Origin of the sequence: Celeribacter baekdonensis (assembly GCF_003047105.1) — a bacterium.
Taxonomy (GTDB): Bacteria; Pseudomonadota; Alphaproteobacteria; order Rhodobacterales; family Rhodobacteraceae; genus Celeribacter; species Celeribacter baekdonensis_B.
The window spans coordinates 1-22,610 of sequence record NZ_CP028472.1; the positions used below are offsets into that span (position 1 = coordinate 1).

At 57.4% G+C, this 22,610-nt stretch carries 22 protein-coding genes and 2 pseudogenes; 12 read left to right on the forward strand and 12 right to left on the reverse strand.

The window, feature by feature from the left end:
* The first annotated feature begins 20 nt into the window (after positions 1–20).
* Positions 21–311, forward strand: a complete 291-nt coding sequence (locus DA792_RS00005; RefSeq protein ID WP_439099357.1) for a putative sulfate exporter family transporter — start codon at positions 21–23, stop codon at positions 309–311.
* Positions 312–977: 666 nt separating this feature from the next.
* Here DA792_RS00005 and DA792_RS22540 read toward each other — a convergent pair.
* Positions 978–1,127 carry a hypothetical protein gene (locus DA792_RS22540; protein WP_254679195.1) on the reverse strand — a complete coding sequence of 50 codons (150 nt, stop codon included), beginning with the start codon at positions 1,125–1,127 and terminating at the stop codon, positions 978–980.
* A gap of 2 nt (positions 1,128–1,129) precedes the next feature.
* Positions 1,130–2,818 (reverse strand): annotated as a pseudogene (locus tag DA792_RS00015) (FAD-dependent oxidoreductase).
* A 188-nt stretch (positions 2,819–3,006) separates the two neighbouring features.
* On the opposite strand from DA792_RS00015, the gene DA792_RS22545 reads away from it, so the two are divergent.
* The 8 genes and pseudogenes from DA792_RS22545 (at position 3,007) to DA792_RS00045 (ending at position 9,937) form a co-directional block, all read left to right on the forward strand.
* Complete coding sequence (locus tag DA792_RS22545) at positions 3,007–3,324, forward strand: LysR family transcriptional regulator (protein ID WP_254679196.1); 318 nt, start codon at positions 3,007–3,009, stop codon at positions 3,322–3,324.
* Entirely contained in the window at positions 3,279–3,590 is a 312-nt protein-coding gene (locus DA792_RS22550; RefSeq protein WP_254679219.1) for a LysR substrate-binding domain-containing protein, read from the forward strand. Before DA792_RS22545 ends, DA792_RS22550 begins: the two co-directional genes overlap by 46 nt.
* 2 nt (positions 3,591–3,592) lie before the next feature.
* Positions 3,593–3,856: a LysR substrate-binding domain-containing protein gene (locus DA792_RS22555; protein WP_254679197.1), complete on the forward strand. Its 264-nt coding sequence runs from the start codon at positions 3,593–3,595 to the stop codon at positions 3,854–3,856.
* A gap of 165 nt (positions 3,857–4,021) precedes the next feature.
* A pseudogene (locus tag DA792_RS00025) lies at positions 4,022–5,022 on the forward strand (Bug family tripartite tricarboxylate transporter substrate binding protein).
* A gap of 28 nt (positions 5,023–5,050) precedes the next feature.
* On the forward strand, positions 5,051–5,698 hold the full coding sequence (locus DA792_RS00030) for a tripartite tricarboxylate transporter TctB family protein (protein ID WP_254679198.1): 648 nt from the start codon (positions 5,051–5,053) through the stop codon (positions 5,696–5,698).
* Complete coding sequence (locus DA792_RS00035; protein ID WP_107717286.1) at positions 5,698–7,200, forward strand: tripartite tricarboxylate transporter permease; 1,503 nt, start codon at positions 5,698–5,700, stop codon at positions 7,198–7,200. The genes DA792_RS00030 and DA792_RS00035 overlap by 1 nt, the downstream gene beginning before the upstream one ends.
* Positions 7,197–8,030, forward strand: coding sequence for a shikimate dehydrogenase family protein (locus tag DA792_RS00040; RefSeq protein ID WP_107717288.1), 834 nt, complete (start codon positions 7,197–7,199; stop codon positions 8,028–8,030). Before DA792_RS00035 ends, DA792_RS00040 begins: the two co-directional genes overlap by 4 nt.
* A gap of 20 nt (positions 8,031–8,050) precedes the next feature.
* Positions 8,051–9,937, forward strand: coding sequence for a bifunctional sugar phosphate isomerase/epimerase/4-hydroxyphenylpyruvate dioxygenase family protein (locus DA792_RS00045; protein WP_107717290.1), 1,887 nt, complete (start codon positions 8,051–8,053; stop codon positions 9,935–9,937).
* A gap of 4 nt (positions 9,938–9,941) precedes the next feature.
* Here the strand turns inward: DA792_RS00045 and DA792_RS00050 are convergent, their stop codons facing one another.
* Positions 9,942–10,715, reverse strand: coding sequence for an SDR family NAD(P)-dependent oxidoreductase (locus tag DA792_RS00050; RefSeq protein ID WP_107717293.1), 774 nt, complete (start codon positions 10,713–10,715; stop codon positions 9,942–9,944).
* A gap of 179 nt (positions 10,716–10,894) precedes the next feature.
* Between DA792_RS00050 and DA792_RS00055 the strand changes: the two genes are divergently transcribed.
* Positions 10,895–11,650, forward strand: a complete 756-nt coding sequence (locus tag DA792_RS00055; protein WP_107717295.1) for an SDR family NAD(P)-dependent oxidoreductase — start codon at positions 10,895–10,897, stop codon at positions 11,648–11,650.
* Here DA792_RS00055 and DA792_RS00060 read toward each other — a convergent pair.
* The gene (locus DA792_RS00060) at positions 11,647–12,213 is read right to left on the reverse strand and encodes an NIPSNAP family protein (RefSeq protein ID WP_159075095.1); all 567 of its coding nucleotides are present in this window, start codon (positions 12,211–12,213) and stop codon (positions 11,647–11,649) included. The two genes, DA792_RS00055 and DA792_RS00060, sit on opposite strands and share 4 nt — an antisense overlap.
* Positions 12,214–12,294: 81 nt before the next feature.
* Entirely contained in the window at positions 12,295–13,200 is a 906-nt protein-coding gene (locus DA792_RS00065; RefSeq protein ID WP_107717299.1) for a helix-turn-helix domain-containing protein, read from the reverse strand.
* A 158-nt stretch (positions 13,201–13,358) separates the two neighbouring features.
* Between DA792_RS00065 and DA792_RS00070 the strand changes: the two genes are divergently transcribed.
* Together DA792_RS00070 and DA792_RS00075 are read left to right on the forward strand one after the other, a co-directional pair.
* Positions 13,359–15,050 carry an FAD-dependent oxidoreductase gene (locus DA792_RS00070; RefSeq protein ID WP_107717301.1) on the forward strand — a complete coding sequence of 564 codons (1,692 nt, stop codon included), beginning with the start codon at positions 13,359–13,361 and terminating at the stop codon, positions 15,048–15,050.
* Positions 15,051–15,827: an SDR family NAD(P)-dependent oxidoreductase gene (locus tag DA792_RS00075; protein ID WP_107717303.1), complete on the forward strand. Its 777-nt coding sequence runs from the start codon at positions 15,051–15,053 to the stop codon at positions 15,825–15,827.
* 22 nt (positions 15,828–15,849) lie between these two features.
* Here DA792_RS00075 and DA792_RS00080 read toward each other — a convergent pair whose 3' ends face one another.
* The 7 genes from DA792_RS00080 to DA792_RS00110 all read right to left on the reverse strand — a co-directional run bounded on the left by DA792_RS00080 (position 15,850) and on the right by DA792_RS00110 (position 22,501).
* Positions 15,850–16,572, reverse strand: a complete 723-nt coding sequence (locus DA792_RS00080) for an ABC transporter ATP-binding protein (RefSeq protein ID WP_107717927.1) — start codon at positions 16,570–16,572, stop codon at positions 15,850–15,852.
* A 10-nt stretch (positions 16,573–16,582) separates the two neighbouring features.
* Positions 16,583–17,332: an ABC transporter ATP-binding protein gene (locus DA792_RS00085; protein ID WP_107717304.1), complete on the reverse strand. Its 750-nt coding sequence runs from the start codon at positions 17,330–17,332 to the stop codon at positions 16,583–16,585.
* On the reverse strand, positions 17,332–18,303 hold the full coding sequence (locus tag DA792_RS00090) for a branched-chain amino acid ABC transporter permease (protein WP_107717306.1): 972 nt from the start codon (positions 18,301–18,303) through the stop codon (positions 17,332–17,334). The genes DA792_RS00085 and DA792_RS00090 overlap by 1 nt, the downstream gene beginning before the upstream one ends.
* The gene (locus DA792_RS00095) at positions 18,300–19,178 is read right to left on the reverse strand and encodes a branched-chain amino acid ABC transporter permease (RefSeq protein WP_107717308.1); all 879 of its coding nucleotides are present in this window, start codon (positions 19,176–19,178) and stop codon (positions 18,300–18,302) included. The genes DA792_RS00090 and DA792_RS00095 overlap by 4 nt, the downstream gene beginning before the upstream one ends.
* 86 nt (positions 19,179–19,264) lie before the next feature.
* A complete protein-coding gene (locus DA792_RS00100) occupies positions 19,265–20,395 on the reverse strand; it encodes an ABC transporter substrate-binding protein (protein WP_254679199.1) in 1,131 nt (376 codons plus the stop codon).
* Between the two features lie 124 nt (positions 20,396–20,519).
* Positions 20,520–21,647: an ABC transporter substrate-binding protein gene (locus DA792_RS00105; RefSeq protein WP_199908050.1), complete on the reverse strand. Its 1,128-nt coding sequence runs from the start codon at positions 21,645–21,647 to the stop codon at positions 20,520–20,522.
* 38 nt (positions 21,648–21,685) lie between these two features.
* Positions 21,686–22,501 (reverse strand): shikimate dehydrogenase family protein, encoded by an 816-nt coding sequence (locus DA792_RS00110; protein WP_107717310.1) that lies wholly within the window; start codon positions 22,499–22,501, stop codon positions 21,686–21,688.
* Positions 22,502–22,610: the final 109 nt, after the last annotated feature.

The window sequence follows — 22,610 nt, forward strand, 5'->3', positions numbered from 1 at the left end:
TGCTTTTGCTGGCCCTGCGCGTGCGTCAGGCGTTGGCCTCAGGCGAGAAACATCGACCACAAGTTCTGCCGGGGTTTTTGATCGGATTTGCCGTACTGGCCTTGCTCAACTCCCTTGGCGTGATCCCAGACGTGCTGCGCTCGCTTTTGACCCAACTGTCCGGCTGGGCGCTTTTGGTTGCCATTGCGGCCGTCGGGATAAAAACCTCACCGCGTAGCATCATCGCCGTGGGAGGCACCGCCATCATGATGATCGTGGCCGAAACCGTTTTCCTCGCACTTTTCGTGCTGGGCGTGGTGATGTGCCTCTAACCTGGCCGCCCCTGATAAATCAGGCTCCCTGAGCCAGCCAATTCCGTGTGACTTCGCACACATGGCCCAAAACCGCCTCCGGCCCGTCCGCAGAGACCATAGGCACCTCAAGCGACAGTGGCAGATCGTCAGGCAAAGCCTCCACAAAAGCGCGTAGATCAATCTGGCCCTCGCCGGCGCAAGCCGTGCTTCACGCGCAGTGAACAGCAACTCATCGGTTGTATAGTGCTCGGCCACAAGCGCATCACACAGATGCGCAAAGGGAAGACGCTCGGGCGAAATCGCCGCAAGCTGAGCAAGCGAGGAGCCTGAGCGGTCAAAGTGCAAACTGTCGACCAGGAGATGGACCTCAGGTCCGGCCGCCTCCACCACCCGCAACGCGGTGGCGAGATCGGGCACATTGGTCCAAGGGAAAAACTCATGAATGATCGCCACGCCGCGCGATGTACCCGCCTCCGCCAGCGCAGACAGCGTGTCGGACATCGCGACAGATCAGGGTCATAAGGGGCAGTGATCAGGTGATGCGCCCCAAGGTCCGCCCCCACGTCAAACCACTCATAGTCCGCAACCCGCGTGTCGGGCGTCACCTTAAGAAACTCGATGTCCCCGACCGTGAGCCCAGTGGCCGCCATCGCAGCCTTGGTGGCACGCAGCATTGCGAGATCGTCATACAGCGGATAGCCGGGGGAGGTGTCCGTCACGCGCAACAACCGCAGTCCCCACGCCATCAAACCCGGCTTTGGCGGCGGCTTCGATGAAATGCGGCGGGTCAAGGTCGATGGCGGTAAGATGGGCGGCATTTAAGGGACGGGGCATGATCAAATCTCCTGTGTGGCGGCATGACGCCCGGCCACAAAACCAAAGGTCATGGCAGGCCCAAGGTTGATCCCACCCGCCGGATAAAACCCTCCAAACACATTCGCATTGTCCGTGCCTGCCGCGTAAAGCCCCGTGATGACCTGCCCTGCGCGTCCAACACGCGGGCTGATCCATCGGTGCTCAGGCCAGCAAAAGTGCCAAAGCTGCCCGGCACAACCTCCACCGCATAAAACGGACCCTGCTTGATCGGGGCGACATTCGGATTTGGGGTGTATTCGGGATCGCCCTGAAGGCGCATATAGGCGGTGCTGCCGCGCCCAAAGGCCAGATCTTCGCCACGCTGCGCGCCCTCATTCCACTGCGTCACCGTTGTTTCCAACCCGGACGGATCAATGCCACAGGCTTTGGCCAAGCTGGCAATCGTCTTGCCCGTTTTGAGGTAGCCGGATTTGACCCAAGCCAAAGGGCACCGGCGCAGGCCGCACGACACCTAGCCCGAAACGACGCAAGAAACGATGATCACAGACCAGCCAAGAGCGCGCCGGGGCATCGGCCGCGACCGCATCCATCATGGATGTCACATAATCATGATAGCCAAGGCCCTCGTTGCAAAACCGGTTGCCATTGGCCAACACCCGATCACACCGGGCTTTCCGCGATCAATGATATGCGGAAACGGGCCTTTGGACCCGTCCGGCCACACAACATGCGAAACCGGACAATAGGCGGTGGCGCTGGCCAGATTGAGATCCATCACGGCGCCGACAGCTTCGCCAAGCCGCAGCCCGTCGCCCGTTGCCGCGGGCACGGCGAGGGTCAGGTTTTCGTCATTGCGCTCAAAGGTTTCCGCGCGACGCGCCAGATCGTGACCGTAACCGCCACAGGCCAGAACGACACCACATTTGCTGATCAGTATTGGCCCATCCTTCAGGCGCACGCCTGTGATGCGCCCCCCTTCAAAAACCAAATCAGAGACGGATTGAGACACGCGAAGATCGACCCCTGCATCCTTGGCCGATTTCATCAAGCGTCCAATCAAAGCCGCCCATTGCGCAGATCCATGCCGCGTTTGTAAAGCGCGAGATCGCGAAAATGTCGCAACACCCGGCCAGTCACATAGGCAAAGGATTTGACGGAGCGCGTCATGGTCATAAAGGCCTTAAGATCAGGGCCGGATTGAATCGTCATGCCCTTTGAACGAGGTCTCTTTAAGAGGCTTGCGCAGGATGTTCACGCTCGCGCCCAAAGCCCGCGCATCAAAGGGTTTGGCAATCACCGATCGCCCGCCCATGCCCGCACCCGGCTGATGGCCATAGGTGTCGGGGATAACCAAGCCGCCGTCAAATTGCAGGGCGGTGTTGTCTTCGAAAAAGGCGACCATTTTCGGCGCTGCATCAAGAAAGGCCTCGACCTTTTCCTCTTTGTAATAGTTGCCCGTGACGGCCTTAATATATTGACGCGGCGCGTCGATATCTTCGACGATGCCCGCGCGTTGTGCCACGGATTACGGGGTGCAAAAATCCATCCGCCAGACCAGGCCGAGGTCCCGCCCATCACGGGCTCTTTCTCAAGCACGACAACGGAGCGCCCCATGTGCGCGGCGGTCACGGCGGCACTCAGCCCGCCCGCACCGGACCGATCACGATCAAATCGAAGGTCTCTTGGGAAGGGATCGCGTGAGCAGTCATGATATTTTCCTCCAAACTGGAAAGACTTTTCATACTTGCATGAATTAACGTCAAGTATCATGTATATTTCAACATTAACATTGTGTTATTCATAGCCTAGCGTCAGCACCCGATGAGGACCCATCCATGCGTGATATCACCCTGAGACAAATCGAAGTCATTCGCGCCGTCATGTTGCGCGCACGATTATGGGCGCGGCGGAGTACCTCGGCGTGTCGGCACCGGGCGTCAGCCGGTTGATCAAACACACCGAAGAAACGCTGAACCTGCGGCTGTTTGAACGCCGCTCCGGGCTTTTTGTCCCCTCCGTCGAGGCGCAGACCGTGTTCGACCAAATCCGCGCCGTATATAAAGGCGTTGAAAACCTGCAACTGTCTCTTGAGAGCCTGCAAAAAGGCGAAAACGTTCAACTCGCCTTTGCTCTGCCCCTTCCGTCGCCCAGTTCATCGCCGCCCGTGCTCTGCGCCACGTGCGTTCCCGCTTCCCCGATCTGTATATCGATCTGAACATTCTCAAGATCGAAGAGACCGTCGACTACCTTTTGTTGGAACGCGGAGAGTTTGTAATCATGAGTTCCAAGGTCGACAACCCGGGCATCGAAACCGAAGAAATCGCCGCGACCACATTGGTCTGTGTGCTGCCTGAGGGGCATCCTTTGGCGGAGAAAGACGAAATCTCGGTGCACGATCTGGTCCATGAACCTCTTGTTGGGTCGATCCCGATGACCCCTATGGTGCTTTGCTCATCAAACCGTTTCTGGATCACGGGATAGATATGCAGCACAGTATGCGTGGGCGCTTCGCCCAAACCGTTGTCAGTCTCGTGCGCCATGGTCTTGGCGTTGCGTTGATCGACCGCTTTTCTGTTGCCGAAGTGTACATGCCAGGAATCGTGCGCCGCCCTCTGAAGGAGGCCAGTTGCATACGCAGCTACGTGGTCAAAAAGCAGGGGCGCGTTTTATCCAGCTTTGCCGAATACGCGATAACACAGTTTCGCAAAGAACTGGTGCTCGCAGCGACTGAGCCGCTAAGCTCCTAAGATCACACCACTTTTGCGCACAAAACTGTGCGATGGCAAATATAAAATAACAGTATGTTAATAATATCAAAGTTTCGGTATTTGACGTTATTCACAATTTGCATATCTGTTATGCATAGGGAGCCAAGGACAGAGGCTCTGCAAAACATTGATGGGAGGACATCTATGAAACGTTTTTTGATCGGCGCAGTCTCTGCACTGAGCCTTATGTCTGCTGCGGCCGTGGCACAAGAATACCAGCTAAGGAAATCCAAGGGATCATCCAATGGGGAGCCGGTGGTTCTACAGACACAGTGATGCGCGCTGTGACGCCGCATGCGGAAGACATCTTGGATGGCACGATCGTGTTGCAGAACATGACAGGTGGTGTTGGCGCAATCGCGTTGAACCATGTCGCAACCGAAGATGCCGATGGCTACAAAATCTTGATGGGTGCCGAAAACCCGCTGTTGTACAAAGTCATGGGCTTTGGCGACAAAGATTACTCCGACTTTACCCGATCAACATTCTGGCCCGCGGCACGCCCATTCTTGTGGCTGGAACTGATGCGCCGTTTGACGATTACGCCGGCATGATCGCATATATCAAAGAGCATCCGGGTGAAGTGCGCCTTGGCTCCACAGGTCCGGGCGGTGTGCCCTCTGTTGTCACCGCGATGATCGAAACCGTCGAAGGTGATCTGGACGTGATTTCTGTGCCTTACGATGGTGACGGCCCGGCATTGACCGCCTGCAAGGGGGCGCCATCGACGTGATGCCTGCGGTTTTGGGAGCTGCAATTGAAAGCGTGCGCGCCGGTAAAATCAAGGCCCTCGCCGTGGTCGATGTGCAAGAAAACGAATACCTTCCGGGCGTTGCTCCGGTGACGCAAACCAATGAAGGCTTTGCGACCTATCTGCCCTGGGGCCGTTCTTTGGCGTTTTCGTCAAAAAAGGCACACCGGATGAGATTGTCAAAAAACTCGAAGGCGCTTTTGCCGTGGCCGCGACCAACCCGGACTTTACCGACCTGATGGAAACCCGTGGCTTTACCTTGATGAGCATTTCGGGCGACGAAGCCGAGGCCTTCCTGACCAAATGGCAGCAAGGCACCACGTGGTTGCTGCAAGATGCTGGCATGACCAAATCTTCACCGGAAGAGTTCGGCATCTCCCGTCCGGGCGAATAAGCACCAGACGTCCAAAACACGTTCGGCTTTGCCGAACACTGGCACCGCCCTTTCCGGTAAGGGCGGTGTTTCAATTCACAGCAGACAAACTCTTGGAGGAGAGATGCAAGATCACGTTCATCATCATGACTCGACACGGGACGGTTCATCTGACGCCACCCCTGGTGGCATCGTCGACAAACGTCGTCCTGGCGAGCTTGTCTTTACCGCATGTCTCGTGATCTTCAGCGGTGTTCTGCTGTGGAACGCCTATGGAATCTCCGGCTTTGAGGCGCTGTCCGGCGCGGGCTCTGTCCCCATGGCCACAGCGGCCGTGATGCTGATCAGTGTGGTGATTGTCTTTTGGCGCACTGTAAAACTGTCGAAAACAGAAGACGAAACCGTGATGGAAGACATCACGCCCCCGCTCGTTATCATCCTTGCCCTGTTTCTCGTCGCCTATGGCATCCTCTTGAAACCGCTTGGATTTTTGCCAACATCTGCGCTCTTCCTCATCGCGTCGATCAAACTTCTCTCCAAACGTAGCTGGGGCTTCACCCTGCTCGTCTCGCTGGGCAGCCTGCTCGCGATCTATTTGGTGTTCCGCATCGTGTTCACCGTGCTGATGCCCGCAGGCATCGTTCCCGAGGCTGAAATGCTTCAGCTGTTGCGCAATCTTTTTAAAGGAGGTGCATGATGGACGCGTTCATGGCATTTCTGACGATTTTCACCCATCCTGAGCTGTTGTTGCTGGTTGGCGTGGGCACCTTCGCTGGCGTTTACGTCGGCGCGATCCCCGGCCTGTCTGTGACCATGGCCGTGTCGATCCTCATTTCCTTCACCTTCTCATGGGATGTTTTACCCGCGATTTCGCTGATGATCGGCATCTATATGGGCGGCGTGTACGGCGGCTCGCGCACGGCAATCCTATTGAATATCCCCGGCGCGCCCTCCGCCATCGCCACCGCGATGGACGGCTATCCCATGGCGCAGCGCGGCGAAGCCGGTGAAGCCATCGGAACCACCACTGTCATGTCATTTTTCGGTGGTTTGGTCGGGATCGTTGTGCTGGCCGTCCTGGCCCCGGTTGTCTCGGATTTCGCTCTTAAATTCCAACCGCGTGATTATATGCTCTTGGCCGTTCTCGGAATTTTGCTGGTCGGCTCTTTGTCCTCTGGGTCGTTAGTCAAAGGCATCTTTGCCGGCGCTCTTGGGATTGCCATTGGCGCGGTCGGCATGGACCCGTTGACCTTTACCGAACGTTTCACTTTTGACATCCCGTTGATGCGCGGTGGCATCAATTTTATCGCCGTGATGATCGGCATGTTTGGTGTCTCTGAGGCGCTGATGCAGTTGCATCACGTCGATACCCCCGCGATCCGCCAAAAAATCAACAGGATCGTTCCCTCCTTTGGCACGATCCGCAAACACTTGCCACTGTCACTTCAGACCTCGACCATCGGGGTTCTGATCGGCGCACTCCCCGGAACCGGCGGCGATATCGCGGCGCTGATGGCCTATGACCACGCCAAACGCGTCACCAAAAACCCGTCGCGTCCCTTTGGCGAAGGCGCGATTGAGGGTCTTGTGGCACCTGAAACCGCCAATAATGCCGCCGTGGGTGGCGCCTTTATCCCGATGATGACGCTCGGCATTCCGGGCGATGCGGTGACCGCGATCATGATCGGCGCACTGTTCATTCACGGGTTGAACCCCGGCCCGATGCTGATGGTCGAACAACCCGATATGTTCTGGTTCATCGTCGGCGCTTTGGTCATGGCCAACTTCTTTATGCTGCTGTTTGGCCTCACCGGCATCAAACTGTTCACCAAGATCGTCGAAATGCCGCGCGCGGTGTTGATCCCGTTGATCCTGCTCTTGTCCATCGTCGGGGCCTATGCCGTGAACAATTCGATCACCGATGTCTATTGGATGCTTGGCTTTGGTGTCTTCGGCTACTTCATGCGCCATTATGGCTATCCGCTTGGTCCCGTGATCCTCGGTGTGATCCTGTCGCGCCTTTTGGATGACAACTGGCGGCGCGCCATCATCTCTGAACGCGAAGATTTGGGTCGGTTTTTCCATGGCATCCTGACCAGCCCACTGTCGCTCGTGCTGTTTGTGGCCGTGATCCTGATCTTTGTATCGCAAACCCCGCTTTGGACCAAATTCCGCAAGAAAGAGACCGCTTCAAAATGAGTGCTCCCGACATCCTCCTCGGCCTGATTGGTGACAATATCGCCGCCTCCCGCTCCCCGCGTCTGCATGAGCTCTGCGGCGCACAAAACGGCAAACATGTCCGCTATGACCGGCTTGTTCCGCATGACATCGGTGCAAGTTGGGAGGTGATTTTCGCGGGGCTGGCGGCCAAGGGCTATCGCGGCACCAATGTGACCTATCCCTACAAGGAAAAGGTTGTGGCCAAAGTCGAGATCGACGATCCGCTGGTGCGGGCCATCGGCGCGGTCAATACCGCGATTTTCGAGGGCGGCCATGCCAAAGGCTTTAACACCGACTATTCCGGCTTTGTTGCCGCCTACACACGCCAGCGCGGCGAGAATCCAACAGGGATCACGCTGATGATCGGCACCGGCGGTGTTGGTCGCGCCGTGGCCTTTGGCCTCATTGCCCTTGGTGCGGCTGAAATCCGTCTGGTCGATATGGACCGCAGCAAAGCCGAGGCCCTTGCCGCCGATCTGCGCAACGCCGCGCCCGACACCACGGTCACGGTTTTTGACAGCGCAGTTGAGGCTGCCAAAGGGGCCGCCGGTTTGATCAATTGCACGCCCGTTGGTATGGTCGGCAAAGAGGGAACCCCCCTGCCCGCCACGGCGATGGAGGGGGGCGAATGGGCCTTTGATGCGGTTTACACACCTGTCGAGACCGAATTTTTGACCGATGCCGCGGCCCGTGGCCTCGACATCATCTCGGGCTGGGAATTGTTCTTTTTCCAAGGCGTTCATGCCTGGGGGCTGTTCACCGACCTACCGCTTGACCAAGACCGCCTGCGCCAAGATCTTTTGTCCTAAGCCGTCCAAGGAGTCCTGCCATGAAAACCTCGATTGCGACCGTTTCTGTTTCCGGCGATTTGCGCGAAAAACTCGACGCCATTGCGGCGGCAGGCTTTGATGGGATCGAGATTTTCGAACAAGACTTCATCGCCTTTGACGGCAGCCCACGCGATGTGGGAAATATGATCCGCGATCACGGGTTGGAGATTTCGCTGTTCCAACCCTTTCGCGATTTCGAGGGCCTACCCGAACCGCTACGCGCCAAGGCCTTTGACCGGGCCGAACGCAAATTCGACCTCATGCAGGAGCTTGGCACCGACTTGGTGCTGGTCTGTTCATCGTGCCATCCGCAGGCTTTGGGCGGGATTGACCGCGCCGCAGCCGATTTTCACGCGCTGGGTGAACGGGCTGCCAAACGCGGTTTGCGTGTCGGCTATGAGGCGCTGTGTTGGGGCAAACATGTGAACGATCATCGCGACGCATGGGAAATCGTGCGCCGGGCTGATCATCCGAACATCGGTGTCATCCTCGACAGTTTTCACACCCTGGCCCGCAAAATTTCGCCCGACAGCATTCGGTCGATCCCCGGCAACAAAATCTTTTTCGTTCAGATGGCCGATGCGCCGATGATCGACATGGATCTGCTCTATTGGTCGCGCCATTTCCGCAATATGCCCGGCGAGGGTGATCTTGATGTGACGGGCTTCACCCGCGCCGTCATGGCAGCGGGGTATACGGGGCCGATTTCTCTGGAGATTTTCAACGATCATTTCCGTGGCTCCAACACCAAACAAGTTGCCAATGATGGGTATCGCTCGCTCATCGCCCTGATGGATGATGTGCATCGCGCCGAACCCGGTCTCAAACTCGATCTGCCCAGCCTGCCCCAACGCGTGAAGCCCGAAGGCGTGTCCTTCATCGAATTCGCCTCCCGTGGCAAAGAGGCCGAAACCCTGGGCGAGCTGCTCAAAACGCTCGGGTTTGCCCACGCCGCCACCCATCGCAACAAAGCCGTCACACTGTGGCAACAGGGCGACATCCGCCTTGTCGTCAACGAGGAAACCGACGGCCATGCTGCCCATGCCTATAACGCGCGGGGCACGACCGTTTGCGATCTTGGCATCTTGGTCAACTCCGCACAGGACGTGATCACCCGCGCCACAGCCACGGGGGCACAGAGTTTTTCCCAAGACCTCGACATTGGCGAATTGGACATTCCGGCGATCCGGGGCCTTGGCGGCTCCGTGATGCATTTCATCGACAAAGAGACGGGTCTGGATCGGGTCTGGGAGGTGGAATTTAGGGCCGAAGAGGCGCCCGATTTGACCGGGGTCGGTCTGATGCATATCGACCATATCGCCCAGACGATGAGCTATGAGGATATGCTGAGTTGGACCCTGTTCTACACCGCCATTTTTGATGTCGAGAAAAGTCCGATGGTCGATGTCATCGACCCGGACGGGTTGGTGCGATCACAGGTGATCGAAACCCGCGATGGGGCATTTCGGATCACCCTCAACGGCGCGGACACGCATCGCACTTTGGCGGGGCGGTTTCTGGCCGATACCTTTGGCGCTTCGGTGCAACACATCGCGCTGGCAACGGCTGATATTTTTGACACCGCCGCGAGATTGGCAGAGCGCGGCTTTGCGCCCCTGCCGATTTCCCCCAACTATTACGACGATCTCGCCGCACGGTTCGATTTCCCGCCGGGCCTTCTTGAAAAAATGAAAGCCGCGCATGTGCTCTATGATCGCGATGAGACAGGCGAGTTCTTTCAGCTCTATTCCGGCAGTTTCGCCGGTGGGTTGTTCTTTGAAATCCTTCAACGTGGAAGCTACATGGGATTTGGCGCGCCGAACGCGCCGTTCCGTATTGCCGCCCAAAAACGGCGCCTGCGCCCCAAAGGTATGCCGTTGCGCTGACCGATCAGCTCGGCAGGTTGTTCAGCCCTGTCGCCGACACGCCGCCATCGGCCAAAAGGGTCTGGCCTGTGACATAGGCGGCACCGTCCCCGGCCAAAAAGGCGACGATGGCGGCGATGTCTTCAGGCCGCCCAACCCGGCCCAAAGGCACTCTTTGCGCGCGGGCTTGCTCCAACCCTTCCTTGGCATAGATTGCCGCCGTCAGAGGCGTGCGGATCATCCCCGGGGCCACCGCATTGACCCGAATGCCATCGGACGCCCATTCCATCGCCAGATTTTCCACCAGTGAAATTACCGCTGCCTTGGCGGGGGCATAGGCCGCCTGCCCCAAATGCGCTTGCATCCCCGACATCGACGCGACGACGACAATCGTGCCCTTGGACGCCTTGAGCGCGGGATAAAACGCCTGTGCCAGAACGAAGGTTGAACGCACATTGAGGTTGAACATACGGTCCCATTCCTCAAGCGATTGCTCGGCCAAAGGCGCGGGTTTTCCGGCCCCGGCGTTTGAGACGAACACATCCAGCCCGCCCAAAAACCCAAGCGCCTTTGCCGCAATATCGCGCGCGACAGTGGCATCACCCAAATCTCCGGTCAAAAACAAAACCTCGGCCCCGTCATTTTCAAGATCGGCAATCAGTGCTGCGGGGGCGGGATTGCGCCCCGATGCCGTTGTCACAATCTTTGCAGGCGTGCCCGCAGCCTGCGCCTCCCGTGCCATTTGGCGCAATGTCGCGCCACCAATACCTTCGCTTCCACCTGTCAACATAATCCGCATGATCGTCCTCCCAGTCGCGCGTTTACGGCAGGATTTCAATTCCCCGACGGGACCGCAATGGACATTTCCCTAAGAGCCTTAAACCCTTCGTAAATATCCAAGATTTTTCACGCCCCGTGCATCGCGACCCCCGTCAAATCCCATCAACATGTCCCGGTCATATAGGAGAGGCATCGCAGATGAATTTCACAGGCAAGACGGTTGTGATCACCGGGGGCGCGGCCGGTATCGGTTGGGCCAGCGCCACACTTTTCGCCGCGCGGGGTGCCCGTGTCGCACTGCTTGATCTAAACGGCGATCTGGCCCAGCACCGCGCCGCAGAATTGGGACCGGATCATATTGGCCTTGGGGTCGATGTAACCAACGAGCAGGCGGTGATCTTGGCCTTGAGTCAGATCGGCCAGATCGACATTTTGGTCAACAACGCAGGTCTCGGCGACGTCAACACAGCCACGGTCGACCAAACCCTCGCCCATGTCCGGCGCTTGCTCGACATCCATCTTGCGGGCAGCTTTTTGATGAGCCGCGAAGTGGCACGGGGCATGATCGACAAAGGGTGCGGCGGGGCCATTGTCAACCTCGCCTCCATCGCAGCCCTCACTGGCTTACCCCGGCGCAATGCCTATGGCGCGGCCAAGGCGGGGCTTGTGGCGATGACAAAATCCATGGCCGCCGAATGGGGTCGTCAAAGTATTCGTGTCAACGCGGTGGCCCCAGGCTATGTCGCAACCGAGCTCGTGCGCGGATTGATCCGAGATGGGCTTTTGGCGGAAGACAAAATCCTCAAGCGCACCCCTTTGGGCCGGATGATCGACCCGTCTGAAATTGGCGAAGCGATTGCCTTTCTCGCCTCCGATGCCGCCTCTGCCATCACCGGCACCGTGCTTTCGGTCGATGCCGGTTGGATGGCCTATGGCGCCGCAGATGATCTTTAGCGCAGGGGGGAAACCGCAATCGGGCGCAGGATTTCGTGACGCGTCGCGCCTTGTGATGTGGCCATCGGATCGCCACCCCACAGCGTGACGGTATCGCCCGGTGTTTCACCGGAAATGACCCGCCAGCGGGCGACCAAGGGCTGATCGCTTTGCACCTCATTGCCAAAAGTCAGACTTTGAAGACCCGGCGCAAACAGCGGGCCGATCGCGTCATTCGGGTGCTGGGTTTTGCGTCCCGCCTCTGCCGCGTCCAAGGCTGCGCTGCCTTGCAATCGCGTCATCATCATATTGCGCTGCGTGACGATGAGCGGAAAGCCATATGGCACGAACCCCTCGGTCCAGTCACGATTCGCCGCAAACCCGACCCGCGCTGCGGCGCGTTCTTCAAGACTCTCGTAAATCCACAAATGGTAAAGCCGGTTGAGCGCGCCAGTGTCGGTCAGCCAATATCCCGCCATCGGCAAATGTGAGGTCAGCGCCTTCACCCCGCTACGCATCAGCAACGCCAAATACTCTGGCCCGGTGCCGGGTTTGAGGTCATAGACCCGCAGCTCGTAAATCATATCACCCTCCATATTGCGCCTGGACAATTCCACAGGAAACGACAGCGCAAAATGCAAAGAGCGCGGTTTGCCTTGGACGATTCATGCCTTTTTCCGCTCTGATTGATAGGTCTCACGATAAGCGCCGGGCGGCACCCCAACACGTTGCGAAAAGAAACGCGAAAAATAGGCCGGATCTTCGAAGCCAAGATCATATCCCACCTCAGCCACGGTCATCGTCATGTAGATCAAACACCGCTTGGCCTCGATCACCACCCGCTCATGCAAAAGCTGTGAGGCGGTTTTGCCCACCCGCGCTTTGCAGGCCAGATTGAGCCGTTGGATGGAAACACCCAGTTGAGAGGCATAAAATTCAAGCCCTTTCTCGGATTTGAAATGGGTCTCTAAGATTTCGCGATATCTGCACAGGAGATCATAATCACGGTCCACGCGCTGGGTTTCCTCGGCCCCGACCTCAAGCCGCAACCGCATCAGCGCCACGAGGATACGCTCGAACTGGGCCTTGATCGCCAAGCGCCGCCCCGGCGCAGTCCACGTATATTCGCGGCGCATCCAGTCGAAACTCTCGCGCAAGGTGCCACAATTTGGGTCACCCTCCGCCAAAGCATAGGCTGCGGGATGTTCCAAAGCATCGGCAAAGCGGGCATCGCCTTGGGTCGTTGCCTTGGCGTAGCTGCACGCGGCGGTGATCACAAAGCCATCCGTGCCCGGCAAAAACCGGATTTCATGCACCATCGCCACCGGGACGACCACCATTGCGGGCACCGGGATTGCATAGGTTTGGGATTCGATTTGAATCTCCCCGCCTCCCCGCTCCACGAACAAAAGTTGGACGTGATCCGGGTGGGCATGGGCGCGAATTGTCCAATCATTGGCCCCGGACCGATCGCGGATCGGTTCAACGTGAATGAAGTCAAGTTCCACCTCCGCAAGGGTATCCCCGTAAAGATAGTAGCGCGGAATCGGTTGATCTGCTGAGATCAGCATGGGTTGTATCCTCCTCTTTGCTCCCAGTTCCTCCTCCGGAAGCACTTGTGAATAGTGCAATGAATATCGGCGTCCGTCCATTCGCGCGACACAGGGCATTTGCCATATCTCAACCATGGGAGGCGGCTGATCCGCGCCGCACAATAGGAGGAGATACTATGCAAACGCGTCTCAGGGATGGCACAGAATGCGATGTCCTTGTCATCGGGTCGGGGGCGGGTGGGATGGCCACCGCAATCACCGCCGCCAAACAAGGACTTGATGTCATCATCATCGAAAAAGCCCCCGTCTTTGGTGGGACAACCGCCTTTTCCGGGGGCGTTGTGTGGATACCCGGCAACCCCAATTGCCCGCCGGGCGACATCGCCCGAGCGCGCGAGTATATGAAACACGAGACCGGAAATTTTTATGATGAGAGCGCGGTGAATGCCTATCTCGAGACCGGTGCCGAAATGCTTGCATTTTTTGAACGCGAAACCGAGGTCAAATTCAGCCCCTCGCTCTATCCCGACTATCACCCGGAAGCACCCGGCGGGGTCGACGTAGGTCGCTCCATCACGGCAACGCCCTATGACACCAGCGCGTTGGGGGAAAACCTCAAACGCCTGCGCCCGCCGCTGTCGACCATCACCTTCATGGGCATGATGTTCAATTCCTCGAATGCCGACATCAAACATTTCTTTAACGCGACCAAAAGCATCACCTCTTTCGCCTATGTCGCCAAACGCCTTGCCGCCCATGCCGCCGAAGTGGTCCGCTATGGTCGCGGCACGCATGTGACCTCGGGCAATGCTTTGGCGGCGCGGCTGGCAAAAAGCTGTTTTGATCTGAACATTCCAATCTACACCGACAGCCCCGCGCGGGAACTTTTGACCGAGAAAGGTGCCGTTGTTGGCGCAAAGATCAAAGGCCAGATCGGTGATGTGATTGTGCGAGCACGCAAAGGCGTGGTCTTGGCCGCAGGTGGCTTTGCCCATGACATTGCGAAAATCCGTGTGGCCTATCCACATCTCAAACGCGGCGGCGAACATCTCTCGCCCGTACCCGAAGACAACACAGGCGACGGCATTGATCTTGGCCGCACTGTCGGGGGCCAGTTTGAGGTGCGGTTCCCGGAAACCTCCGCCTGGATGCCGGTCTCGAAAGTGCCAACAAAAACTGGGTTCAAACCCTTTCCACATCTGATTGATCGTTACAAACCGGGCATCATCGGCGTGTTGAAATCCGGCAAACGCTTTACCAATGAAAGTGCCAGCTATCACGATGTCGGTGCCGCGATGATCAAAGCCTGCGAAGGTGAAACAGAGACCGCGTGTTGGCTGATTGCAGACCGTCCGACGATCCGCAAATACGGTCTTGGCTTTGCCAAACCTGCCCCGGTGCCACTCACGCCCTATCTGAAGAATGGCTATCTTGTCTCGGGCAAGACGCTTGAGGACTTGGCTCGAAACGCAGGGATAGACGCCAAGGGGCTTGTGGCAACGGTGGCCGCCTATAACAAAGATGCTGTGCGCGGCGAGGACCCCGAATTTGGCCGCGGAGCGACCAGTTTCAACCGCTATCTTGCCGACCCCGACGTACGCCCAAACCCCTGTGTCGCGCCCATCACCGAGGGGCCATTTTATGCGCTCAAACTCGTCATGGGCGATTTGGGCACGTTTGACGGGCTGGCCACCACGGTCGAAGGCCAAGTGCTCGACACCCAAGGCACACCGATTGACGGGCTTTATGCGGTGGGCAATGACCGTGCCTCGATCATGGGCGGTAACTACCCCGGTGCGGGGATCACGCTCGGCCCGGCGCTGACCTTTGGTTACATCACGGGCCGTCATCTGGCGGGAGTGGCCTGAATGAGCTGGATTGATTTTACAGGAAAAATCGTTGTCGTCACTGGCGGCTCGGGCGGGATTGGCCGGGCCATGTTGGACGCGTTCAAAGCCTTGGGGGCCACGGTGGTGGCCCTCGATTACCGCACAGAGGATGCCGAAGCGGCAGCCCATGCGGTTGGCGGATATGGCTTTGGCTGTGACGTGTCCGATCTGCGCTCTGTTGAGGCAGCGGCAGATCACATCGCCAAACTCGGTGGTGCGGATGTGTTGGTGAACAACGCCGGTATCCTGCGGCCCGGCCCGCTTGAGGATCTGGCGATTGAGGATTGGCAAGCCATGCTCAAGGTCAACTTGGACGGGTGTTTCATCACGGCTCAGAGTTTTGGCAAACAGATGATCGCCAAGGGCGTGGGCGCCTTGGTTCATGTCGCTTCGATTTCTGCCAGTCAGCCCCAGCCCTTTTCGGGCGCCTATTCGCCCGGTAAGGCCGGTGTAGCGATGCTGTCGCGGGCGCTGGCCTATGAATGGGGCCCAAAAGGCGTGCGCTCGAACGTGGTCTCTCCCGGTCTGGTTCTGACCCCGATGTCCGAGCCGTTCTATGCCAATCTTGAGGTCAAAGCCGCACGCGAGCGCCGTGTGCCGACAGGCCGCATTGGCACTGCACAAGACATGGCCAATGCGGCCGTCTTCCTCGCATCGGCGCGGGCATCCTATATCAATGGCCAGGAGATTGTGGTGGACGGGGGGTTGAGCCAAACCTTGATGGGGAGTGTCCCCCGCCCAGGATATACGCAATAGCGTCAAAAGTTGGGGGTGGCGATTACGCCACCTCCTCCATGTGACCACCGAGGAAAAGCTGGCCCACTCTGGGATCGTTGAGCAAAACATCGGCCCGCTCATGCATCCGCATTTGCCCCAGTTCCAACACGATCCCATCATCCGACATCGCAAGTGCGGCTTTGGCGTTTTGTTCGACCATCAGGATCGTCACGCCTTCGTCGCGCAGGGTTTTGAGGGTTTCAAACACCTCCTGCACCAGATTGGGCGACAGACCGATCGACGGCTCATCAATCAACACAAGTTTCGGGTCTAGAAGCAGAGAGCGCGCGATTTCGAGCTGCTTTTGCTGTCCGCCCGACAATTCAATCGCCTTACGGTCTTTGAATTTGCGCAGCATCGGGAATTGATCCATGACCAGTTCCATCCGGCGTTTCACGCTCGGTTGATCGGAGGAGGTGATCCCGCCCATTTCCAGATTATGCCACACAGAAAGCTGCGGGATGACATTGCGGCCTTGGGGAACATAGGTGACCCCATGACCGATCATCTGTTTCGGAGTCGAGCGTGTCACATCCTCACCATCAAACATGATAGAGCCCGATTGAATATCCAGCATCCCGAAAATGGCTTTGAACACCGTCGACTTTCCCGCACCGTTCGGACCAATCACCGTGGTGATCGTGCCACGCGGGATAGAAAACGTGGTGCCATTGAGAATGGTGATTTTGCCATAGCCCCCGTAGAGGTTTTTCAGTTCCAACATTGCCGACATGTCAGCCTCCCAGATATGCGTCGATGACGTTTTGGTTTGAGCGAATGTCTTCGGGCGCGCCTTCAGCAATGATTTCGCCTTCGGCCAACACGATGATCCGCGTGCACAGCGACATCACGAATTCCATGTTGTGCTCGATGACCACAAAGGTGGTGCCATGTTCGTGGTTGTATGTGATCAAACGCTCTTTGAGATATTGCAGCATGGTCAGATTGACCCCGCCCGCGGGCTCATCAAGCAACACCAGCCCCGGCCCCGCCATAAACGCCATGGCCGCGTCCAGTAGCTTTTGTTGGCCATAGGACAAAGACCCCGCCATCTCATCGCGCAAATGCCCGAGGCGAAAAAATGCGATCATATCCTCAGCAGCCCCCGTCAGCCCCGCGTCCGATTTGCCAAACAGCCGCGTCAGCATCGTGCCGTGGTGTTCCTGCCCCGCCATGATGATGTTCTCGATCACCGACATTTGCGGAAACACCGAAAGCTGTTGGAACGTGCGGCCAACGCCAAGCCGGTTGAGATCATGCGCCTGTGCACCTGCGACAGATTTACCATTGATCTGCACCGTACCTGAACTGGGCGCCAGTTGTCCGAGAATACAATTGAACAGCGTCGATTTGCCGGAGCCATTCGGGCCAATAAGACCCAGAATTTCGCCCTTTTGCACCTCGAATGAGACACCATTGACGGCTTTGATCGGTCCGAAATGTTTGGTCATGTCTTTGACCGATAGAACGGTTTCCGTTTGCATCACAACTGTGCTCCCTGTTTGAGATCGCCGCGTTCTTTACGAGGTTTCATCGCGATCAGGAGTTTACGCCCAAGGCCCAAAAGCCCCTGCGGTGAGAAGATCATGACCACGAGCACCAAAAGCGCGTAGATGATGAGGTAATAGCCATCGGTAAAGCGCAGCATTTCCGGCAGCAGCACGACAAGAGCCGCGCCGAGGATAGGACCAAAGAAGTAGCCAGAGCCGCCGACAATCACCATGAGCAAGATTTTGAGCGACAGGATCAACGTGAACGAGCCGGGTTCGATGAACTGCACCAAGGGCGCTTGCAGCGCGCCAGCCAGACCGGCCATAGAGGAGCCAATCGCAAAGGCCAAAAGCGTCATACGGGTGGTGTTGAGACCCAAGGAATTGGCCCGGATCGGATTTTCGCGCAGCGCTTTGAACGCGCGGCCCCAAGGCGAATGCAACATCCATGCCATCGCCCCCGCCGTCACCAAGAAACACACAACCGTGAAGTAATAGAACGGCAGTTGCTTCATCGTATCGAACGGACCAAACACCGGACGCGGGATGCCAACGAGGCCAAGCGAGCCACCCGTAAGCCAATCCTCATTGCGCAAGACAAGAAAGACGAGCGCATTGAATGCAAGTGTCACGAAGGCAAGAAAATGGTGTTGTACCCGAAGCGCCGGATAGCCCAAAACCAGACCGATCAAGAACGTGGCCGAGATCGAGCAAAACACCGCAACGAGCCAATGCACGCCTGCCATGGTCAAAAGGGCGGTGACATAGGCCCCGATCCCCATGAACGCGGCCTGCGCCAAACTGATTTGGCCCGCGTAGCCAAGTGTCAGGTTCAGCCCCATAGCGGAGATCGAAAAGATCAACCAAGAGCACAGGATGTAGATGATGTAGTTGCCCTGCCCCATCGGTGCGAGCAGGAGAGCCACACCAAAAGCAATAAGGAAAAGAATGCGAAAAGCGGTCATACGGTCCTCCCTTCGGACGTGCCCATGATGCCTTGTGGGCGCACCATGATGATGACGATGAGTAGGATAAGCGGGATCGCCGAGCGATATTCGGCGGAGATATAAACGGCGGCGAGATTGTCGAGCACGCCGATCAAAAGCCCGCCGACAAGCGCGCCCCTGATTTGGTTAAACCCGCCAACGATGGCCGCGATAAAGGCAATCATGCCAAGCGTTTCGCCGTTGGAAAATTTGGCCAGATAGACTGGTGAAATCAGGATGGACGCGATGGCCGCCAAGGCGCCGTTGATCAAAAACGTGTACATCACCATTCGTTTGACATCGACGCCAAGGATTTCGGCCACGCGCGGATCTTGCGCGGTGGCTTGCATGGCGCGGCCCGTGCGGGTGCGTTGCAAGAACAATTGCAGGGAGATGATCGCCGCAAAGGCCACGGCAAGGTTACAGAGATCCTGAACCGACACCGACGCACCGAAGACATTCATCACATGCTGCGGAAACAGCGGCGGAAAGGGCTGACCTTGGGCGGAATAGAATTCCTTGACGCTTTCTTTCATCAAAAGCCCCAAGGCGATGGTGGCGATCACCAAAGGCATTGAACCATGCGGCAGCATCGGCTCAACCACCAGCTTTTTGAACATCGCGCCAAGGATCACAATTGACATCACAAAGGCAGTCAGGATGGCCGCCCAAAGCGGCAATCCAAACAAGGTCATCCCCGCCAACACGAAGAAGGCAGGCAACATGACGAATTCGCCCTGCGCGAAGTTGATGGTTTGCGAGGCCTGCCACAACAGGGTGAACCCCACGGCGGCCAAGGCATAGATCGCACCAGACGACAGGCCCGATATGAGAATTTGCAGAAGTTCGGCCATCGCCATTCCTTCCCAATTGAGTGTTAAAAGACCCTCTGCTCCGATGGAACAGAGGTCGCGGAGCGGCCCCGCATGCGTTGCGAAACTCAGTTTGCGGGGAGAACTTCGGAGACCGTTTCGCGGCCATCCTGAACTTCCACCATGTAGCTTTTGCGCGACACCTCACCGGCATCATCCCAGCACATGTCGATCAAAATGCCGGGGTAGGTCTTGGCATCAAGACACAGCCCGTGCATGACATCGGCAAGTTTTTGACTGTTCACTTCGCCGACCATTTCCGTGCCGTATTTGATTGTATACGCGCCGATGTAACCCTTCATCCCGTTGTAATCGGGGCTATAGCCAAACCGTTCAGAGAACTTTGTGGCAAATTCGTGCACCAAAGGATCATCGGCGGCGATGGTGAGTGCGGCGTGGCTTTTGGCGCCGTTGGCCGCCGGACCCGCAAGATCAATGACCTTCTCAGAGGTCAAAACACTGTCGCCAATGCGCGGGATGTCGAGGCCCTGTTTGACCGCTTCCATCAAAAACCGCGCCGCTTCCTCTTGCGTGAGGTAAATAAAAACCGCCTCAGCGCCGGAGTTTTTGATTTTCAAAACATCGGCGGAAAAATCCGCTTGACCTTGTTCTGAGGGCACATCCGCCACAACGTCCAAACCGACCGCCTTAACGTTTTCAACGAAACTGTCATGGCCACCTTTGCCAAATTCCGTATTGGCCCAAGCAACGGCCACTGTGCTCACCCCCAGCTGATCCTTGAGATAGGCCGCAATTTTGGGCATCCCCTTTTGCGCACCCCAATTGGTTCGAAAAATATAAGGGTTGCCCTTTTGCGTGATCGACGGGGCCTCGGAGGCGGTGAATTGTGGGATGCCGTTTTGTTGCGCGACCAACATGTTCACCACGGTCGACGAGGAATACACCGTCCCCAAAAGCGCAAAAGCGCCCTCATCAATGGCCTTTTGCACCAAAGCCCGGCTCACCTGTGGGTCGGTTTGTGTGTCGTATTTTGACATATCGACCTGCATACTAAGGATTCCACCATTTGCATTGATCTCGTCAATCGCAAGATCCACGCCATCGGACCACACCGACCCTGCGGCAGCCCCAGGTCCCGACAGTTCCGCAATATTGGCGATTTTCACCGTCTCAGCATGCGCGGACATCGCCATCATCATGACGCTCAGGCTCACACCCGCAATAATCCTGCGTTTCATATCCATTCCTCCCATTTTAGTCCTCTGATGATCCATCAGAACGGTGCGTCCGGCTGGTGTCATTGCGCACCCTTGCCAGACACCCTGAACCCGCGCGTCACGGGTACAGGGCTGGTGGCCTGTCTCAGTTCGGCGGCAAAATGGTTGTGATTTCCTGTGCGCCGTTTTTGACTTCAACCATGAAACTTTCGCGAGACACTTCGCCGGTTTCATCCCAGCAAATGTCCATCAAAACGCCGGGATAGGTGGCTGCATCCAAACACGTGCCATGCAGTGCATCCGTCAATTTTTGGCTGTCCGCCTCGCCAACGATCTCCGTGCCGTATTTGATCGCATAGGCACCGATGTAGCCTTTGATCGCGTTGTGATCGGGGCGATAGCCAAACCGCTCGGTGAACTTCGCGCTCATTGCCTGCAACAGCGGCACGGGGGCATCAGCCGAAAGTGCAACATGACCCAAGGCACCCTCAGCCGCTCCCCCGGACAGATCAATGACTTTTTGCGATGCCAACACCGTGTCGCCGATCATCGGAATGGTGAGGCCTTGCTTCTTGGCCTCAATCAAAAACCGCGCGCTTTCCTCTTCGGTCAGATAAATAAACACGGCTTCGGCGCCGGTATTTTTGATCTTCAGAATATCGGCAGAAAAATCGGCCTGTCCTTGCTCGGAGGGCACATCAGACACAACCTCAAGCCCCATCTCTTTGGCCACATCGACAAAGGCATCATGGCCGCCCTTACCGTATTCCGTATTGGCCCAAGCGATCGCCACTTTGCTCACCTCAAGGCCGTCTTTGAGATAAGCACCAATTTTCGGCATCCCCTTTTGCGCGCCAAAGGTGGTACGGAAAATATAAGGGTTGCCTTTCTGCGTGATCGAGGGAGCCTCGGAGCCGGTGAATTGTGGGATGCCGTTTTGTTGCGCGACCAACATGTTCACCACGGTCGACGAGGAATACACCGTCCCCAAAAGCGCAAAAGCGCCCTCATCAATGGCCTTTTGCACCAAAGCCCGGCTTTGCAACGGGTCGGTTTGGCTGTCGTATTCCGACATATCGACCTGCATCCCAAGAATGCCGCCGTTTTCGTTGATCTCATCAATGGCCAGATGCACACCATCAGCCCAAACCGACCCGGCGGCGGCCCCGGCACCTGATAGTTCGGCAATATTGGCAATTTTCAATGTGTCCGCCTGCGCGGCCCATCCCAGACCTGCGGCAAGCGCGGTCCCTGTCAGAAGTGTTTTCAGCATAGTATCCTCCCTGATTGATGCTGGTCGTTGAAACGGGGCTATGTGTTTTGTTTTCCCGCTTTCATTCCTGTCATGGCGTTCACCAAAAGATCCGCTTGCGCATTGAACATCCCGAGCCCGGGCATGGTGGCGCAGCCTTTGGCCTGCGCAATCGCAAGCTGCGGCGTGATTTCTGGTTTGGTGATGCAGTCGGCCACGAATTGGTGACTTTGATATTTGGCGGCCTCAATCGGCAGCGGATCTCCATCCCGCATCCCCACGGGCGTGGCATTTCCGATGAAATCATAGCCTGTCGGGTCTGCCGATCCGGCCCCCACCTGTCCGGGGAACCGCGCGTCGAGTCGTGCAATCGCGGCGTCTCGGCGCGCCTCGTCCGCATCGTGAACCGCAAGATAAGCGGCACCGCGTGCGAGAATTTCATAAGCAATCGCAGCGCCCGCGCCGCCGACACCAACCAAAAGCGCGCGTTTGCCCGCAACCTCATAGCCACAGGCCGCAACGCCGTTCAGATAGCCCTGACCATCGGTGTTATCGCCTTCCCAAGTGCCGTCCTCACGTTTGTGCATCACATTGACGGAACCCGCGAATTCAGCGCGCTCGGTGGGAAAATCGCACAGCGCGAGCGTGGCTTGTTTATGGGGCACAGTCGCGATCAAGCCGCGCACATTTCGTGTCGTTTTCATCGCCGCCACAAAGGCCGGATACGCCGCCGCCGTCACATGCGTCGGGATAACAAGCCCATTGATCCCGCACGCCACAAGGATGCCCGTCAACAGGCCCGGCGATTTCACCTGACCAATCGGATCCCCGGCGATCGGAAACAACACGGTCTCCCCCGTAAGCGTCACGTCCATCCCATCATCCTCCCTGACGCGCATCACGCTACGTCACCTGTCTCTCAAAATTGCAATCCTTCGCCGATTTAAGAATGGACGGCGCTCCATATAACTTGGACAATTCGCT

Excerpts from the sequence above, each read along its gene's own strand:
- DA792_RS22540 (WP_254679195.1), bottom strand. The coding sequence starts at position 1,127 with ATGCCCCGTCCCTTAAATGCCGCCCATCTTACCGCCATCGACCTTGAC.
- DA792_RS22545 (WP_254679196.1), top strand. The coding sequence starts at position 3,007 with ATGGGCGCGGCGGAGTACCTCGGCGTGTCGGCACCGGGCGTCAGCCGG.
- DA792_RS22555 (WP_254679197.1), top strand. The coding sequence starts at position 3,593 with ATGCAGCACAGTATGCGTGGGCGCTTCGCCCAAACCGTTGTCAGTCTC.
- DA792_RS00035 (WP_107717286.1), top strand. The coding sequence starts at position 5,698 with ATGGACGCGTTCATGGCATTTCTGACGATTTTCACCCATCCTGAGCTG.
- DA792_RS00040 (WP_107717288.1), top strand. The coding sequence starts at position 7,197 with ATGAGTGCTCCCGACATCCTCCTCGGCCTGATTGGTGACAATATCGCC.
- DA792_RS00045 (WP_107717290.1), top strand. The coding sequence starts at position 8,051 with ATGAAAACCTCGATTGCGACCGTTTCTGTTTCCGGCGATTTGCGCGAA.
- DA792_RS00050 (WP_107717293.1), bottom strand. The coding sequence starts at position 10,715 with ATGCGGATTATGTTGACAGGTGGAAGCGAAGGTATTGGTGGCGCGACA.
- DA792_RS00055 (WP_107717295.1), top strand. The coding sequence starts at position 10,895 with ATGAATTTCACAGGCAAGACGGTTGTGATCACCGGGGGCGCGGCCGGT.
- DA792_RS00060 (WP_159075095.1), bottom strand. The coding sequence starts at position 12,213 with ATGATTTACGAGCTGCGGGTCTATGACCTCAAACCCGGCACCGGGCCA.
- DA792_RS00065 (WP_107717299.1), bottom strand. The coding sequence starts at position 13,200 with ATGCTGATCTCAGCAGATCAACCGATTCCGCGCTACTATCTTTACGGG.
- DA792_RS00070 (WP_107717301.1), top strand. The coding sequence starts at position 13,359 with ATGCAAACGCGTCTCAGGGATGGCACAGAATGCGATGTCCTTGTCATC.
- DA792_RS00075 (WP_107717303.1), top strand. The coding sequence starts at position 15,051 with ATGAGCTGGATTGATTTTACAGGAAAAATCGTTGTCGTCACTGGCGGC.
- DA792_RS00080 (WP_107717927.1), bottom strand. The coding sequence starts at position 16,572 with ATGTTGGAACTGAAAAACCTCTACGGGGGCTATGGCAAAATCACCATT.
- DA792_RS00085 (WP_107717304.1), bottom strand. The coding sequence starts at position 17,332 with ATGCAAACGGAAACCGTTCTATCGGTCAAAGACATGACCAAACATTTC.
- DA792_RS00090 (WP_107717306.1), bottom strand. The coding sequence starts at position 18,303 with ATGACCGCTTTTCGCATTCTTTTCCTTATTGCTTTTGGTGTGGCTCTC.
- DA792_RS00095 (WP_107717308.1), bottom strand. The coding sequence starts at position 19,178 with ATGGCCGAACTTCTGCAAATTCTCATATCGGGCCTGTCGTCTGGTGCG.
- DA792_RS00100 (WP_254679199.1), bottom strand. The coding sequence starts at position 20,395 with ATGAAACGCAGGATTATTGCGGGTGTGAGCCTGAGCGTCATGATGATG.
- DA792_RS00105 (WP_199908050.1), bottom strand. The coding sequence starts at position 21,647 with ATGCTGAAAACACTTCTGACAGGGACCGCGCTTGCCGCAGGTCTGGGA.
- DA792_RS00110 (WP_107717310.1), bottom strand. The coding sequence starts at position 22,501 with ATGGACGTGACGCTTACGGGGGAGACCGTGTTGTTTCCGATCGCCGGG.